The 18416-nt window shown below is 41.3% G+C and carries 3 protein-coding genes; all 3 read right to left on the bottom strand.

Going from position 1 to position 18416, the window contains the following annotated elements; all coding sequences use genetic code 11:
• Positions 1–12 precede the first annotated feature (12 nt).
• Entirely contained in the window at positions 13–15147 is a 15135-nt protein-coding gene (locus tag AC2TDS_RS13900; protein ID WP_484736180.1) for a T9SS type B sorting domain-containing protein, read from the bottom strand.
• Positions 15148–15511: 364 nt separating this feature from the next.
• Positions 15512–17464 (bottom strand): OmpA family protein, encoded by a 1953-nt coding sequence (locus tag AC2TDS_RS13895; protein WP_484736179.1) that lies wholly within the window; start codon positions 17462–17464, stop codon positions 15512–15514.
• A 21-nt stretch (positions 17465–17485) separates the two neighbouring features.
• Positions 17486–18409: a PorP/SprF family type IX secretion system membrane protein gene (locus AC2TDS_RS13890; RefSeq protein ID WP_484736178.1), complete on the bottom strand. Its 924-nt coding sequence runs from the start codon at positions 18407–18409 to the stop codon at positions 17486–17488.
• Between the last annotated feature and the right edge of the window lie 7 nt (positions 18410–18416).

Genomic DNA, 18416 nt, shown 5'->3' with positions numbered 1-18416 from the left:
TCTAAATTTTGGTTAATCTCTATTGATATATATCCAACCTACTTTAGGTTTACTACCATCTCCTAAATTTAACATATAGTAATAGGTTCCTGATGGCAATTGTTCATCTACACGAATATTCATGCGTCCCTTTGAACTACCTCTCCACGTATTATCATACCTTTCTTTACTATACACCAGATTACCCCAACGGTTATATATTTCTAGTTTATTATTCCTATAACGGTCATCTTCTATACAAGATATTACTAGAGTATCGTTATGACCATCGCCATTTGGAGTAAACTCATTATAAACTGTTAAACACTCCAATGTATCTGAGTCTAAATAATCAGGAATACCATCGTCGTCTGTATCTAAAGCATCATTTGGATTTCCATCTCCATTGACATCTGGGTTTTCATCTATAGTCTCAATTCCATCATCATCATCATCCGTATCTAAATAATCTGGAATACCATCACTATCACTATCATCGTTGGTTGGATCTTCATCTCCATCAATATCTTCCTCTGAAGTTAAGATACCATCGCCATCATCATCCGTATCTAAATAATCGGCAATACCATCGTCATCACTATCATCATTCATAGGATCTCCGTTTGCATCAATATCCTCATCGGAAGTTAAAACACCATCACCATCATCATCTATATCCAAATAATCTGGAATGCCATCCCCATCACTATCATCATTCATTGGATCTCCGTTTGTATCAATATCCTCATCGGAGGTTAAAACACCGTCGCCATCATCATCCGTATCTAAATAATCGGCAATACCATCGTCATCACTATCATCATTCATAGGATCTCCGTTTGCATCAATATCCTCATCGGAAGTTAAAACACCATCACCATCATCATCTATATCCAAATAATCTGGAATACCATCGCCATCACTATCGTCGTTCGTTGGATCTCCATCATTATTAATATCTTCATCAGACGTTAAAACACCGTCGCCATCATCATCCGTATCTAAATAATTTGGAATACCATCACCGTCACTATCATCGTTGGTTGGATCTCCATCATTATTAATATCCTCATCAGAATTAAGAACACCGTCGCCATCATCATCCGTATCTAAATAATTTGGAATACCATCACCGTCACTATCGTCGTTGGTTGGATCTCCATCATTATTAATATCCTCATCGGAGGTTAAAATACCGTCGCCATCATCATCCATATCTAATGCATCTATTACACCATCCCCATCTGTATCGTCAGGACCATTTCCATCTCCATTTGCATCATGTTCCGTTCCATTATCTACCCCATCACCATCGCAATCGCCAGTAGCTATAGCAAAAACATCAGGAATACAGGGATCAGTCGGATCAGGATCCACGGTATCACAAACACCATCTCCATCAGCATCAACACTATCTGGAATACAAGGATCAGTCGGATCGGGATCTACAGTATCACAAACACCATCTCCATCAGCATCAACACTATCAGGAATACAGGGATCGGTTGGATCAGGATCTACAGTATCACAAACGCCATCTCCATCGGCATCCGTATTATCTGGAATACAAGGATCAGTCGGATCAGGATCTACGGTATCACAAACACCATCTCCATCAGCATCAACACTATCTGGAATACAAGGATTAGTCGGATCAGGATCTACGGTATCACAAGTACCATCTCCATCAGCATCCGTACTATCAGGAATACAAGGATCAGTCGGATCGGGATCTACGGTATCACAAGTACCATCTCCATCGGCATCCGTATTATCTGGAATACAAGGATCAGTCGGATCAGGATCTACGGTATCACAAGTACCATCTCCATCAGCATCCGTATTATCTGGAATACAAGGATCAGTCGGATCAGGATCTACGGTATCACAAACGCCATCACCGTCAGCGTCAGCACTATCTGGAATACAAGGATCGGTCGGATCAGGATCTACAGTATCACAAGTACCATCTCCATCGGCATCCGTACTATCAGGAATACAAGGATCAGTCGGATCAGGATCTACGGTATCACAAGTACCATCTCCATCGGCATCCGTATTATCTGGAATACAAGGATCAGTCGGATCGGGATCTACAGTATCACAAACACCATCTCCATCAGCATCAACACTATCTGGAATACAGGGATCGGTTGGATCGGGATCTACTGTATCACAAACACCATCTCCATCGGCATCAACACTATCTGGAATACAAGGATCAGTCGGATCAGGATCTACGGTATCACAAACGCCATCTCCATCAGCATCAACACTATCTGGAATACAGGGATCGGTTGGATCGGGATCTACTGTATCACAAACACCATCTCCATCAGCATCAACACTATCTGGAATACAAGGATCGGTTGGATCGGGATCTACGGTATCACAAGTACCATCTCCATCAGCATCCGTATTATCTGGAATACAAGGATCGGTCGGATCAGGATCTACGGTATCACAAGTACCATCTCCATCGGCATCCGTATTATCTGGAATACAAGGATCAGTCGGATCGGGATCTACAGTATCACAAACACCATCTCCATCAGCATCAACACTATCAGGAATACAGGGATCGGTTGGATCGGGATCTACTGTATCACAAACACCATCTCCATCAGCATCAACACTATCTGGAATACAAGGATCGGTTGGATCGGGATCTACGGTATCACAAGTACCATCTCCATCAGCATCAGCACTATCTGGAACACAAGGATCGGTCGGATCAGGATCTACGGTATCACAAACGCCATCTCCATCGGCATCCGTATTATCTGGAATACAAGGATCAGTCGGATCGGGGTCTACAGTATCACAAACACCATCTCCATCAGCATCAACACTATCAGGAATACAGGGATCGGTTGGATCGGGATCTACTGTATCACAAACACCATCTCCATCGGCATCAACACTATCTGGAATACAAGGATCAGTCGGATCAGGATCTACGGTATCACAAACGCCATCTCCATCAGCATCAGCACTATCTGGAATACAAGGATCGGTTGGATCGGGATCTACGGTATCACAAACACCATCTCCATCAGCATCAACACTATCAGGAATACAAGGATCAGTCGGATCAGGATCTACGGTATCACAAACGCCATCTCCATCAGCATCAACACTATCAGGAATACAGGGATCGGTTGGATCGGGATCTACTGTATCACAAACACCATCTCCATCAGCATCAGCACTATCTGGAATACAAGGATCAGTTGGATCGGGATCTACGGTATCACAAACACCATCTCCATCAGCATCAACACTATCTGGAATACAAGGATCAGTCGGATCAGGATCTACTGTATCACAAACGCCATCTCCATCGGCATCCATACTATCAGGAATACAAGGATCAGTCGGATCAGGATCTACTGTATCACAAACGCCATCACCGTCAGCGTCAGCACTATCTGGAATACAAGGATCGGTCGGATCAGGATCTACAGTATCACAAGTACCATCTCCATCGGCATCCGTACTATCAGGAATACAAGGATCAGTCGGATCGGGATCTACAGTATCACAAGTACCATCTCCATCAGCATCAACACTATCTGGACAAGGATCAGTCGGATCAGGATCTACGGTATCACAAGTACCATCTCCATCAGCATCCGTATTATCTGGAATACAGGGATCAGTCGGATCAGGATCTACAGTATCACAAACACCATCTCCATCAGCATCCGTATTATCTGGAATACAGGGATCAGTCGGATCAGGATCTACAGTATCACAAACACCATCTCCGTCAGCATCCGTATTATCTGGAATACAAGGATCGGTCGGATCAGGATCTACGGTATCACAAGTACCATCTCCATCAGCATCCGTACTATCAGGAATACAAGGATCAGTCGGATCGGGATCTACAGTATCACAAACACCATCTCCATCAGCATCGGTACTATCAGGAATACAAGGATCGGTCGGATCAGGATCTACAGTATCACAAGTACCATCTCCATCGGCATCCGTATTATCTGGAATACAAGGATCGGTCGGATCAGGATCTACAGTATCACAAACGCCATCTCCATCGGCATCCGTATTATCTGGAATACAAGGATCGGTCGGATCGGGATCTACAGTATCACAAACGCCATCTCCATCGGCATCCGTATTATCTGGAATACAAGGATCGGTCGGATCGGGATCTACAGTATCACAAACACCATCTCCATCAGCATCCGTATTATCTGGAATACAGGGATCAGTCGGATCAGGATCTACGGTATCACAAGTACCATCTCCATCAGCATCCGTATTATCTGGAATACAAGGATCAGTCGGATCGGGATCTACAGTATCACAAGTACCATCTCCATCAGCGTCAGCACTATCTGGAATACAAGGATCAGTCGGATCAGGATCTACGGTATCACAAGTACCATCTGAATCAGCATCCGTATTATCTGGAATACAAGGATCAGTCGGATCAGGATCTACGGTATCACAAGTACCATCTCCATCGGCATCCGTATTATCTGGAATACAAGGATCAGTCGGATCAGGATCTACGGTATCACAAGTACCATCTCCATCAGCATCCGTATTATCTGGAATACAAGGATCAGTCGGATCAGGATCTACAGTATCACAAGTACCATCTCCATCGGCATCCGTATTATCTGGAATACAGGGATCAGTCGGATCAGGATCTACGGTATCACAAGTACCATCTCCATCAGCATCAACACTATCTGGAATACAAGGATCAGTCGGATCAGGATCTACAGTATCACAAGTACCATCTGAATCAGCATCCGTATTATCTGGAATACAAGGATCAGTCGGATCAGGATCTACGGTATCACAAGTACCATCTCCATCGGCATCCGTATTATCTGGAATACAAGGATCAGTCGGATCAGGATCTACGGTATCACAAGTACCATCTCCATCAGCATCCGTATTATCTGGAATACAAGGATCAGTCGGATCAGGATCTACAGTATCACAAGTACCATCTCCATCGGCATCCGTATTATCTGGAATACAAGGATCGGTCGGATCAGGATCTACGGTATCACAAGTACCATCTCCATCGGCGTCAGCACTATCTGGAATACAAGGATCGGTTGGATCAGGATCTACAGTATCACAAGTACCATCTCCATCGGCATCCGTATTATCTGGAATACAAGGATCAGTCGGATCGGGATCTACAGTATCACAAGTACCATCTCCATCAGCGTCAGCACTATCTGGAATACAAGGATCAGTCGGATCAGGATCTACGGTATCACAAACGCCATCACCGTCAGCGTCAGCACTATCTGGAATACAAGGATCAGTCGGATCAGGATCTACGGTATCACAAGTACCATCTCCATCGGCATCCGTATTATCTGGAATACAAGGATCGGTCGGATCAGGATCTACGGTATCACAAGTACCATCTCCATCGGCATCCGTATTATCAGGAATACAAGGATCAGTCGGATCGGGATCTACGGTATCACAAGTACCATCTCCATCAGCATCCGTACTATCAGGAATACAAGGATCAGTCGGATCAGGATCTACAGTATCACAAGTACCATCACCGTCAGCGTCAGCACTATCTGGAATACAAGGATCAGTCGGATCAGGATCTACCGTATCACAAGTACCATCTCCATCGGCATCCGTATTATCTGGAATACAAGGATCAGTCGGATCAGGATCTACGGTATCACAAGTACCATCTCCATCGGCATCCGTATTATCTGGAATACAAGGATCAGTCGGATCAGGATCTACAGTATCACAAACGCCATCACCGTCAGCGTCAGCACTATCTGGAATACAAGGATCAGTCGGATCAGGATCTACCGTATCACAAGTACCATCTCCATCGGCATCCGTATTATCTGGAATACAAGGATCAGTCGGATCAGGATCTACGGTATCACAAACGCCATCTCCATCAGCATCAACACTATCTGGAATACAAGGATCAGTCGGATCAGGATCTACGGTATCACAAACGCCATCTCCATCGGCATCCGTACTATCAGGAATACAAGGATCAATCGGATCGGGATCTACAGTATCACAAGTACCATCTCCATCGGCGTCAGCACTATCTGGAATACAAGGATCGGTTGGATCAGGATCTACAGTATCACAAGTACCATCTCCATCGGCATCCGTATTATCTGGAATACAAGGATCAGTCGGATCAGGATCTACAGTATCACAAACGCCATCACCGTCAGCGTCAGCACTATCTGGAATACAAGGATCAGTCGGATCAGGATCTACGGTATCACAAACGCCATCTCCATCGGCATCCGTATTATCTGGAATACAAGGATCAGTCGGATCAGGATCTACGGTATCACAAGTACCATCTCCATCGGCATCCGTATTATCTGGAATACAAGGATCGGTCGGATCAGGATCTACGGTATCACAAGTACCATCTCCATCGGCATCCGTATTATCTGGAATACAAGGATCAGTCGGATCGGGATCTACGGTATCACAAGTACCATCTCCATCAGCATCCGTACTATCAGGAATACAAGGATCAGTCGGATCAGGATCTACAGTATCACAAGTACCATCTCCATCGGCGTCAGCACTATCTGGAATACAAGGATCAGTCGGATCAGGATCTACTGTATCACAAACGTCATCTCCATCGGCATCCGTACTATCAGGAATACAGGGATCAATCGGATCGGGATCTACAGTATCACAAGTACCATCTCCATCGGCGTCAGCACTATCTGGAATACAAGGATCGGTCGGATCAGGATCTACAGTATCACAAGTACCATCTCCATCAGCATCAACACTATCTGGAATACAAGGATCAGTCGGATCAGGATCTACGGTATCACAAACGCCATCTCCATCGGCATCCGTATTATCTGGAATACAAGGATCAGTCGGATCGGGATCTACAGTATCACAAGTACCATCTCCATCGGCGTCAGCACTATCTGGAATACAAGGATCGGTTGGATCAGGATCTACAGTATCACAAGTACCATCTCCATCGGCATCCGTATTATCTGGAATACAAGGATCAGTCGGATCAGGATCTACAGTATCACAAACGCCATCACCGTCAGCGTCAGCACTATCTGGAATACAAGGATCAGTCGGATCAGGATCTACCGTATCACAAGTACCATCTCCATCGGCATCCGTATTATCTGGAATACAAGGATCAGTCGGATCAGGATCTACGGTATCACAAGTACCATCTCCATCAGCATCAACACTATCTGGAATACAAGGATCAGTCGGATCAGGATCTACGGTATCACAAACGCCATCTCCATCGGCATCCGTACTATCAGGAATACAAGGATCAATCGGATCGGGATCTACAGTATCACAAGTACCATCTCCATCAGCATCAACACTATCTGGAATACAAGGATCGGTTGGATCAGGATCTACAGTATCACAAGTACCATCTCCATCGGCATCCGTATTATCTGGAATACAAGGATCAGTCGGATCAGGATCTACAGTATCACAAACGCCATCACCGTCAGCATCCGTATTATCTGGAATACAAGGATCAGTCGGATCGGGATCTACAGTATCACAAGTACCATCTCCATCAGCGTCAGCACTATCTGGAATACAAGGATCAGTCGGATCAGGATCTACGGTATCACAAGTACCATCTGAATCAGCATCCGTATTATCTGGAATACAAGGATCAGTCGGATCAGGATCTACGGTATCACAAGTACCATCTCCATCAGCATCAACACTATCTGGAATACAAGGATCAGTCGGATCGGGATCTACAGTATCACAAGTACCATCTCCGTCAGCATCCGTATTATCTGGAATACAAGGATCAGTCGGATCAGGATCTACGGTATCACAAACGCCATCTCCATCGGCATCCGTATTATCAGGAATACAAGGATCAGTCGGATCGGGATCTACGGTATCACAAGTACCATCTCCATCAGCGTCAGCACTATCTGGAATACAAGGATCAGTCGGATCAGGATCTACGGTATCACAAGTACCATCTGAATCAGCATCCGTATTATCTGGAATACAAGGATCAGTCGGATCAGGATCTACGGTATCACAAGTACCATCTCCATCAGCATCAACACTATCTGGAATACAAGGATCAGTCGGATCGGGATCTACAGTATCACAAGTACCATCTCCGTCAGCATCCGTATTATCTGGAATACAAGGATCAGTCGGATCAGGATCTACGGTATCACAAACGCCATCTCCATCGGCATCCGTATTATCAGGAATACAAGGATCAGTCGGATCGGGATCTACGGTATCACAAGTACCATCTCCATCAGCGTCAGCACTATCTGGAATACAAGGATCAGTCGGATCAGGATCTACGGTATCACAAGTACCATCTGAATCAGCATCCGTATTATCTGGAATACAAGGATCAGTCGGATCAGGATCTACGGTATCACAAGCACCATCTCCATCAGCGTCAGCACTATCTGGAATACAAGGATCAGTCGGATCAGGATCTACGGTATCACAAGTACCATCTGAATCAGCATCCGTATTATCTGGAATACAAGGATCAGTCGGATCAGGATCTACGGTATCACAAGTACCATCTCCATCAGCATCAACACTATCTGGAATACAAGGATCAGTCGGATCGGGATCTACAGTATCACAAGTACCATCTCCGTCAGCATCCGTATTATCTGGAATACAAGGATCAGTCGGATCAGGATCTACGGTATCACAAGTACCATCTCCATCGGCATCCGTATTATCTGGAATACAAGGATCAGTCGGATCGGGATCTACAGTATCACAAGTACCATCTCCATCAGCATCGGTACTATCAGGAATACAAGGATCGGTCGGATCAGGATCTACAGTATCACAAGTACCATCTCCATCGGCATCCGTATTATCTGGAATACAAGGATCAGTCGGATCAGGATCTACAGTATCACAAACGCCATCTCCATCGGCATCCGTATTATCTGGAATACAAGGATCAGTCGGATCAGGATCTACGGTATCACAAGTACCATCTCCATCAGCATCAACACTATCTGGAATACAAGGATCAGTCGGATCGGGATCTACAGTATCACAAGTACCATCTCCGTCAGCATCAACACTATCTGGAATACAGGGATCGGTTGGATCGGGATCTACTGTATCACAAACACCATCTCCATCGGCATCAACACTATCTGGAATACAAGGATCAGTCGGATCAGGATCTACGGTATCACAAACGCCATCTCCATCAGCATCGGTACTATCAGGAATACAAGGATCAGTCGGATCAGGATCTACAGTATCACAAACGCCATCTCCATCGGCATCCGTATTATCTGGAATACAAGGATCGGTCGGATCAGGATCTACGGTATCACAAGTACCATCTCCATCAGCATCAACACTATCTGGAATACAAGGATCAGTCGGATCGGGATCTACGGTATCACAAGTACCATCTCCATCAGCATCCGTACTATCAGGAATACAAGGATCAGTCGGATCAGGATCTACAGTATCACAAACGCCATCTCCATCGGCATCCGTATTATCTGGAATACAAGGATCAGTCGGATCGGGATCTACAGTATCACAAGTACCATCTGAATCAGCATCCGTATTATCTGGAATACAAGGATCAGTCGGATCAGGATCTACGGTATCACAAGTACCATCTCCATCAGCATCCGTATTATCTGGAATACAGGGATCAGTCGGATCAGGATCTACGGTATCACAAGTACCATCTCCATCAGCATCCGTATTATCTGGAATACAAGGATCAGTCGGATCAGGATCTACGGTATCACAAGTACCATCTCCATCAGCATCCGTATTATCTGGAATACAAGGATCAGTCGGATCGGGATCTACAGTATCACAAGTACCATCTCCATCAGCATCGGTACTATCAGGAATACAAGGATCGGTCGGATCAGGATCTACAGTATCACAAGTACCATCTCCATCGGCATCCGTATTATCTGGAATACAAGGATCGGTCGGATCAGGATCTACGGTATCACAAGTACCATCTCCGTCAGCATCCGTATTATCTGGAATACAAGGATCGGTCGGATCAGGATCTACGGTATCACAAGTACCATCTCCATCAGCATCCGTATTATCTGGAATACAAGGATCAGTCGGATCGGGATCTACAGTATCACAAACACCATCTCCATCAGCATCCGTATTATCTGGAATACAGGGATCAGTCGGATCGGGATCTACAGTATCACAAGTACCATCTCCATCAGCATCGGTACTATCAGGAATACAAGGATCGGTCGGATCAGGATCTACAGTATCACAAGTACCATCTCCATCGGCATCCGTATTATCTGGAATACAAGGATCGGTCGGATCAGGATCTACGGTATCACAAGTACCATCTCCGTCAGCATCCGTATTATCTGGAATACAAGGATCGGTCGGATCAGGATCTACGGTATCACAAGTACCATCTCCATCGGTATCAGGGCTAACTGTAATAGTTCCTGTAGCACTTACAGTTCCACAACCACCTGTTAGCGGAATACTATAATTAAACGTTCCGCTTGATGTTGGTGTTCCTTCTATTGTAATCGTATCTGCATTCCACGAAGCTGTTACTCCAGAGGGTAAGTCTGTCGCTGAACCAATACCCGTTGCCCCGCTTGTTGTGTGGGTAATATCTGTTAAAATTGTATTGATACATAAAGTGGGGGTGCTTGAAGCAACATTCGATATATTATCTGGGGTAACTGTAATAGTTCCTGTTGCGCTTACATTTCCACAACCACCTGTTAGTGGAATACTATAATTAAACGTTCCACTTGATGTTGGTGTTCCTTCTATCGTAATAGTATCTGAATTCCATGAAGCTGTTAGTCCAGAGGGTAAGCCTGTCGCTGAACCAATACCCGTTGCACCACTGGTTGTATGGGTAATATCTGTTAAAACCGTATTGATACATAAAGTGGGCGTGCTTGAAGCAACACTTGCTGTATTGTGAGGTGTTATTGTTAAAGTAGCCTCATTACTTGTAACACTTTCACATACGTTCTTTGTGCTTGTTAATACTAACCTGTATTTATTGGTAGATGCACTAAATGGTGGATTCGTAAGCGTTAAAGAAGCGGCGGATGTATTACTGTAAACACCTCCATCACTTAGATTATTCCATGCGCCTACCCCTCCTGTTTGCTTCTGCCATTGGTATACTAATCCTAAAGTTGTTGGTGTGCTTCCTGTATAATCTGGTGTCGTATTTGGTGTTATTCCTGAAAAAGTTGTACTACTTAATGACGAAGCAACTCCTGTAAAAGTTGTATCTTCTCCAAGACAGATAGTTGAATCACTAGGTTGTGCATCTATTTGAATTGTAGTAGCCTCTATTTCATCTCCAGTAACTCCATCATAACCTCCTACCCCACCCATTACTTTACCGTCGCTATCAAACCCAGTTCCATCTAAAACACCATCTGCTGGTGCTGTATCAGTTCCTCCTGACTCTATCACATCATAACAACCATCATTGTCACTATCTTCATCTAAATAATCTGGTGTACCATCACCATCGGTATCACATGAAATTAGAGAAATAGAAATTTCATCTAATAATAAGGTGTTGAAAGGTGCATCTGTGTTGTTGTTATAAATTTCAATTGTAACCGTTGCTGTTGTTGACGTAAATAAAAACTCAAATCTTTCCCAGGTTAAACTAAGAGTACCTGTATCTATTATTTGTAAAACAGAACCTAATCCATCTTTTATTTGCATTCTAACATCTGGATAAGCACTTGCAGGCTGACCACTTTCTTCCTTTGCTGCGACTGCAAAAAGACTATATGAATACTCCTGATTAGGCTGAACAGTTAAACTTTCTTGATAAACTAATACAGGAGCTACTCCATTAGGATTGTCTAATGCTAAATATCTTCCCTCTGTGTCTCCTGTTGCATCTGCTCCCGAAATAGATTGATACCACGATTGACCTGAAAAGTCTGTATTTGTGCCAACCCTCACATTATTGACATTCGAAGCTGGAACATTTGGATGACTTGTTTCAGGACTCCCCGTACCTGAACCAAAATCATCTGAAAAAGCATAACATGGTCTTTCATTAATATCTAAAATCCCATCATTATCATCATCTAAATCACACACGTTATTAACCCCATCTCCATCCGGATCATTAGCTGTTGGTGTTCCAACTATCGCACCATTGCTACATGAATCCAAAATGGTTAGGGTAGCACTATTTTGAATATCTACACACACATTATTTGGATGTGTTATTATTAAATTATAAACTTTACCTGATAAACCTGTTACATCTGAAATATTAAGAGTTGATGTATTCACACCAGAATACACTCCGGTATTTGATAAATTAACCCCGTCTTCTTGCCACTGATAAACAATTATTCCAGAAACATCTATTGCAGAAATATCAAGGTAATTAGGTGTTGTAGCAGGGGCCGTTCCTGTAAAAGCTGTAGTGCTAGTTGCTGTTGCTGATGTAATCGTAAAACTAGTACCACTACCTTCAAAAACTGTTTGATCTATCAATGCTGTAGTATCGACAACGACGAGTGTTGCTACGTTTTCATCTCCTGTAACTCCATCATATCCACCACTACCTCCTATTACTTTACCATCACTATCAACACCTGTTCCATCTAGAACCCCATCATTATCACCATCTACCCCGCCAGACTCTTTTACATCATTACACCCATCATTATCACTGTCTAAATCTAAATGATCAGGAGTACCATCATCATCGAAGTCACCGCAAGGCACCGTAACACTCACTTTTAAATCTGAATAAGGATTCCCTGAATTCATGGTTAAGGTTAAATCATCGACCTGATTTAACTCAATACTCCAACCTGTAGGGTTAAACCCTCCTGAGGTAGAAAAAACAATAATACTTCCTACATTAGAAATAATATGTAACTCATTACTTGGATCTGAAACAACAAAAGTTCCATTGGTTGATGAAAGGGTCCATTGATCACCTGAATCAAAACTTCTTCCTGCATTCGTTGCTCCCGAAATTATAAAGCTTGATGTATTGGATACTGAGATAGAAGTAGTAGCCCCATTACTACCTAAGGCTAGGTTTCCGTCATTATCGGTATTTCCAGAATCTACGAATCCTGTAGAACTTTGTGAAATGGTAGTTTCTGCTATAGTGTAGTTTTGTAACGTTGATGACAGTCCTAAAAATTGAAGAGGAGAAAAGTTTAAACATTCTGATGAATCTAATATACCATCATTATCATCGTCTAAATCTTCGAGATCTCCAACACCGTCAGAATCATTATCAGTATCTGTTAAAATCACATCAAAAGAAACGCTATCGGTACATTGTCCGTCATCTGCAGTTACAGTAACTGTTGTTGTTCCGGGTGACAATAGATGAAAGCTCAAAAAATTACCACTGACAGAAAAAGTAGCTACAGAGTTATCCGTATTACTTACCGAAAAAGAAAGAGGATCATCACTTACTGCAAAACCTTGTGTTAAATCAAAATCACTGATAGTTTGTGTATATAATGCATTGAAATCATTTATAGACCCAGCAATTGGGCACACATTTGGTGTTTGAGTGCAAAAAACTTCACTATAAACCAAATCACCCATACCATAAGGAGGATCCATATCATTAGGGTTATTACTCCCCGTCCATTGTATTTGATCTCCCTGCGTTAATTCTATAGTAGAAGCATATGCTAAAAGGCCTCCTATATTTAACACATATACCTCTCCAGATTCTCCTGTGGTTAAATTGGTGATATCACAATGTGCTTGTGAAATGATTGATTCTCCAGAAGGTTTAGTTAGTAATGTTTGAGTACTAAAAGGATTTAATATAGATACCGGTTGATAAAAAGTTACTGGATTCACCAAAGTTTGTAAACCATTGGTATCTTGCCCAACACCCTGAACACCTTGGCTGTTCTGATCATCATTAAGATACGCATCATTATCTAGAACAGTAATATATGTTGATTTAAACGATCCTAAGGTAAATGTTTCAGTTGCATTGGGTAGTAATGAGGCTTCTAATGAACCTACAAAACTAGATGGCGCCTGTATATCAATTGAATATAATTTCATAGCGTATTCACCCTGGCTTGTATCACAAACTGTACTAGAATCAGAAATTGTAATATCAAAATCAGAACTCACCGTGCAACTGCCATCATTAGCACTTATAGTTACCGTACTTGTACCAGCTCCTAAAGCTGAAATGGATATTATATTTGTACCACTGTTGAAAGTAACACCAGCTACATTTGAATTACTATTAGAAACAAGATTATAGGTTAATGGATCTGAATCTGGGTCACTAAAAATATCCGTAACATCAATATCAATACTTGACGAATAATCATCATAAAAATACATATCAGACTGTTCATTACTAATCACTGGACATTGATTTGTTATTTGCACGCACACTGATACAGGTAACCTTGGACTTTCACAACTTCCGACAACGTTAGAAATGTAATAAGTGGCTCCATCAACTAACAAGTTTGAAGAAGCTAATTCTGTTCCACCTTGCTGTGCTGTGTAATATTTTAAAGAACCCGTTGCTGAAACGTTTAAATCTGCTAAAGTATCTCCTTGATTGTAACAACTATTGTCTTCTGTAAGATTACATTTATTACCACTATAACTTTGCACAGTTTGCGTTTCCGTCATAACAGCACAATTCGGGTTTACTTCAACAAGCTCACAATATTTAATAATATTATATGGAAAATTACCCCCTTCCCTTGGTTTTACAGTAATTGAATTCGAATTAGTTGGATTGTTTGGCGCTTCAAGGATTAACTTCTTTACAAATAATCTAAAATTGATATTAAACACTGCATCGAGCTGCCCCCCATTAGAAGCCCTATTAACAATGCGTAAGACATCTACCACACCATTATTAGTTTGGTTGATATTTATGGTATTTACCATATATCCGTTTTGCTGACTATTACCAAAATATTCCAATACAACCTGATCTCCATTATTATTAGCAGGCATTGGAACAGCACCACAGTTGGTTGTATATGCTATATTCTTTTTTCTACGATTGTCATCAAATTTGGGAGGAAAACAATCAAGTTTATTTGTAGTATTAATGCTGTATTCGCCATATTCGCTGAGAAGAACATGCATCTCCAGATTTATAGTACTGTAACTTATTATAGTTGTAAAAAGAACAAAAAAAGAACAAATTCTATACATAATAACCTCTAATTAATTATGTTAAAATTATTAGAACCTACTTTGTGTTTTCTGCCTTTTTAGACTAATGAGAATTAAATTTAGGTGAATGGTAACTTATTGTAGATGGAGCAACCTACAATAGCTTTAGTAATTTATGCACCCGTTCAACGCTTTATAATATCTTGTAAAAACATCGGTGAAATCACCTTAAAAAGGAATGTTATAATTGCAAAAAATTGTATTTGATGTAAACAACGAAACACCTTGTCACGAATGTAACAAGGTGTTTTATTAATTCTTGTACTAAATTAATTTATTGATTCATTGCTTTCACATTTTCCCCACCGCTTACTATGTAAAAATATGATCGTCTGTTTTGTTGATGGTCTTTTTCTGTGCATTTTCGTTGATTATCATCTCCACAATCATTAAGTAAGTTATCTTCTCCATACCCTATGGCACTTGCTATTCTTTCTGGAGCTATTCCTCGCATCACTAGATAATCACGTGTGGCCTTGGCTCGCCTGTCTGATAAAAGTCTATTATATTCCTTTAACCCTCTGCTATCGGTATGGGATTCTATTTTGATGACCATATCAGGATGATTTTGCATCACAGTCACGATATGTTCCAATTCATATTCCGCATCTTCTCGTATAGTATACAAATCAAAATCAAAATAAATAGGATTGATCATGATCTGGTCTTCTTCTATCAATGATTCTAAAACAATATTTCTCTTCAGTGTTTTCTTATTTACATCTAATGTAACCTGCTCTTTATGAACTACTTTATAATCATCCTTCAAAACTAGTAATGCAAATTTTTTGTCACAATCTAACGCATCAAAACTATAAGTCCCATCGGTTTTGGTTATCTGTTCTGATACAGGTTCACCGTTGTCATTTAACAAACGTACAGTCACCTTGTTTATCGGTAACCCTGTTCTTGAATCTGAAATCACTCCTTTAATGGTTTCCTTACAATTATAAACTCTAAAACTATAAATGTCATCATCACCTACGCCTCCTTCACGATTTGATGAAAAATAACCCGCTGTTCGTTCTTCATTAATCACAAACCCAAAATCATCTAAGGGCCCATTTACTGGAAAGCCTAGATTATGCGGCTCTGTAAATCCAGTACCTTCTAATTTGGTCTCGAATACATCCAAAGCACCTAACCCTAGATGACCGTCTGAAGAAAAATACAGTCGGTTATCAGCCCCTATAAAAGGAAACATTTCTCTTCCTTCTGTATTGATGGTATTACCCAAATTCTCTGGTTCACCATAACTGCCATCTGGTAAAACTGAAACCTTGTACAAATCTGTGCCTCCATACCCTCCAGGTCTGTCCGACACAAAATATAATGTCTTCTCATCGGAGCTTAAGGCTGGGTGACCAGTAGAATACTCATCATCATTAAAAGGCAACTCCTCTACATTGTCCCAACTATTGTTATGCATTTTTTTTGCCTTATACATCTTTAAGTTAGACACGTTCTTTGTATCTCCTACTAATTTATCTTTATCATGGTTGTAATTATCTCTAGTAAAATATACCGTATTGCCATCTTTAGTAATAACCACATTAGATTCATGATACTTGCTGCTCAACGATATAATTTTTTCTGCCGCATCTACATCTAACACCCTGTTCTCTTCTAAAGTCTGCTGTTTTGATTTATAAATATTCAAATACGGCTGATTGTTCCATTGATACAACTTCCTGTTTTCTGAGTCGGGACGTGTTGACCAAAAATAAAAATATCCGTCATGTAAAAAGCCTCCAAAATCTGAATATTGTGTATTAATCGATAAGTTATGGATATGAATATAGGTTTTTGGTCTATTAGTATAAGACACAAAATAATTTTTATTATCCTCCAAATCTGCAACACGACTATCATCTTCTTTTACCGTCTTTAGCCTCAACATCCAATCATCTGATTCTTTAAGCTTTCCATTACTCTTTAAAACCTGTGCATACCTAAATAGATGTTCTGGAGAAGCAACTCCTTCATGTTGTTTCATCAATTCCCTGTAGTATTCTTCTGCTTTTTGAAAGGATATTGTATGATAATACGAATCTGCCAATCTACTCAAAACTAAATAAGAGCTATCTCCCTTATCGTAAAGTTGTTGATACAACTCTGCCGACTTCTTATAAGCATATTCGTTAAAATAGCGATCTGCTGCATACCTGCGCTGTCCGTAACCTAATACAGTAAATAATAATAATACTATTAATAGTACTCTCTTCATATATCTTAGCTTTTATCTTTTTTAAAAAAATCTAGGTGACTTCATCGTCTCTCCTCTAAATATCTCATATCGTAACATCAATTCATGCGTTCCCGAATTATAATTGCTATAATTTGACGTTGTCAAATCATACGCATAACCAATTTGAAGCGACCTACTCACTTGAAAGCCTACTAACCCACTTATTGAATCATCCCATCTCCATGCTAGCCCCGCTCGAAACTTCTCATGAAATAAAAAATTGGCCGAAATATCCAACGATAATGGTGCTCCACTTACAATCTTGGTCAGCACCGCTGGTTTAAACTTGATCTCGTCGTTCAGATCAAACACATACCCTGCTATTAAAAAATAGTGCATCCGTTCTGTAGCCGCACTTCCACCATTATTCGAATCATCATAATGCTCTGTTCTTAAAATATTAGGAACTGCCAGGCCTAAATACCATTTCAACTTGTAATAATAAACCCCTGCTCCGATAGTAGGTAAGAACTTGTTAATCGGCTGGGATAATTGTTTATCTGCCTTGTCTCTGTAAATACCTTTACTCCAATCCACATCGAAAAAACGACCTCCTAGTTTCATTCCAAAAGCTAGATTACCTTCCTCACTTGTTCGCACGGTATAGGATGCATTGACATCCAAATAGGTTTCCGTAGAAGGTCCTATTGCATCGTTCACTAGATTAATCCCTAACCCCACTCCGCTATAGCCTAAGGGGGTATCATAACTTAAAGTTTGGGTATCGGGCGCTCCATCTACTCCTACCCATTGTGTACGGGCCAATAAATTAACAACACTATGACCCTTTGATCCCACATACGCCGGATTCACACTCATCGTATTAAACATGTATTGCGTATATTGCGGATCTTGCTGTGAATATAGCTCGCCACTTATGATTGCCGTGCTTAGCACTATTATAGATAGTAATATCTTATTCATTTCTTAC

The organism is Tenacibaculum profundicola (genome assembly GCF_057220795.1).
Note: the sequence above shows the minus strand (reverse complement) of the source record. Positions and strands in the feature narration are given on the sequence as shown.

Bases quoted from the DNA above. Each gene is read 5' to 3' on its own strand.
- AC2TDS_RS13900 (WP_484736180.1), bottom strand. From the start codon at position 15,147: ATGCATGTTCTTCTCAGCGAATATGGCGAATACAGCATTAATACTACA.
- AC2TDS_RS13895 (WP_484736179.1), bottom strand. From the start codon at position 17,464: ATGAAGAGAGTACTATTAATAGTATTATTATTATTTACTGTATTAGGT.
- AC2TDS_RS13890 (WP_484736178.1), bottom strand. From the start codon at position 18,409: ATGAATAAGATATTACTATCTATAATAGTGCTAAGCACGGCAATCATA.